Here is a 2,127-nt window from a genome sequence, read left to right on the forward strand (position 1 = left end):
TTTTTTTTTCCAAAATGACCCTTGTTTTGGGCTATGCCAGGATCTCACTCTTTGAATAAGGTTTGGCACTTCGTTTGCGGCTTAACTTATTGTTGAATAGATGTTTGGGCTATATCAAAGTGATAAATGCCCATATAAAAACTTAAGGTCTAACCAAATGGAGTCATACTTTTTCATGAAGAGTTTAATCTTCGGGCGGAAATTTATGGGTTTTCTATTTAGTACAGCTTTTATCATAACGCTACTCTCAATTTCGTCATATGGTCAGACAGTTGATTCTGACGGGGATGGAATTATCGATGCGTATGATCTTGATAATGACAACGATGGAATTACGGATGAAGAAGAGGAGACTTGCACCGAAGAGATAATTGACATCAGATGGCTGAACAATGAGAACCCAACAATTATGGGAAACCGTGGGTCGGTTTTTCAGGAGGATGATAGCACGTATGCCAGTCATTCCCAAATTTCCGGTTCCAGTCTTATTAACTTCGGTTCAGGACTGGGAGCTGTTCAGCCTGTCTCCGGCTCAGGGGTCTATGATGACCAATTTGAGTATGATGTCTTTGGTACTGTCGACCAAGTCTCTTTTGCTGCGGCAAAGGCAGATGGGGACTATTTTGAAATGTCTTTCACGGTTACTTCTGATATTGAGTTGGATAGTATTACTCAGGGCTTTGCCCCCGTTAGTGCCGGCGGATCGGCCCGGGGAGGATACGATATAGCCATTGAGTTTTCAGATGATGGTTTTTCTACTTTTACGGTTTTGAGTCAGGATGTGACCGTAAACTCCTCACCAACAGAATACATCCTGAACACTTTAAGTGTAAGCGATTTGGTTTTAAAAGCTGGAAAGACCTATACCTTCCGGATTTATGTATATAATGACCGTTATGACGACGCCGGAGACCCAACTCCTGATTTTAATATTACATTCGATGATATTTCATTTATTCTAAGATGTGTTGTCGATTACGACGGCGATGGCATAAGAAATGCACTCGATCTGGATTCTGATAATGATGGTTGCCCTGACGCCCTTGAAGGTGGGAATAATTATAGTATTGGGCAGATCGAAAATGATACGCTTAAGGGTGGGGTTGATGCCAATGGTATTCCCATTATCGTTTCAGGGGGTCAGTTAATTGGCAGCTCTTCTGACTCAACCGCTCTGGGAGCAGAATGTTGTGATTATTTTGCAAGTCAGCCTGGGGCTTTGTCTGTTGATTTGGTTGAAAAAACGGATGTACTTTGCTTTGGTGATTCCACAGGTGCGATCAACGTTACAGCCTCGGGAGGAGCTAGTCCCTATATTTTTGATTGGCTGGATTTGCCCGGAAATACAAATCAGGAAGACAGATCAAATATTGCCGCAGGTTTGTATACTGTTGTGGTGGTTGACAGTCTTGGTTGTACAGACACTTTACAGGTGACTATTACCGAACCAGCCGCCGCACTAACCAATAGCTTTACACAAACGGATGTATTATGTTTTGGAAACAGCACAGGAGCCATTGATCTCAGTGTTTCCGGAGGTACAGGACCGTATACCTATGCATGGAGTAATGCCGAAACCACGCAGGATATCTCTGGTCTTACCGCCGGTACCTACAGCGTAACCATTACCGATGCCAATGGGTGTACCAGCACAGCGAGTACTACTATCACAGAACCTGCAGCCCTGACCAATAGCTTTACACAAACGGATGTATTATGTTTTGGAAACAGTACGGGAGCCATTGATCTCAGTGTTTCAGGAGGCACCGGACCGTATACCTATGTCTGGAGCAATGCCGAAACCACGCAGGATATTTCCGGTCTTTCTGCCGGCACCTACAGTGTAACCATTACCGATGCCAATGGGTGTACCAGTACAGCGAGTACCACTATTACGGAACCTGCAGCCCTGACCAATAGCTTTACACAAACGGATGTATTGTGTTTTGGAAATAGCACGGGAGCCATTGATCTCAGTGTTTCCGGAGGCACCGGGCCGTATACCTATGCCTGGAGCAATGCCGAAACCACGCAGGATATTTCCGGTCTTTCTGCCGGCACCTACAGTGTAACGATTACCGATGCCAATGGGTGTACCAGTACAGCGAGTACCACTATTACGGAACC

At 44.9% G+C, this 2,127-nt stretch carries 1 pseudogene; it reads left to right on the forward strand.

Annotated features, from left to right (window positions below):
• Positions 1-175 precede the first annotated feature (175 nt).
• Positions 176-2,127: pseudogene (locus AFM12_RS00005) on the forward strand (hypothetical protein); the annotation flags it as partial.

It is taken from the genome of Jiulongibacter sediminis, from assembly GCF_001306455.1.
GTDB lineage: Bacteria > Bacteroidota > Bacteroidia > Cytophagales > Spirosomataceae > Jiulongibacter > Jiulongibacter sediminis.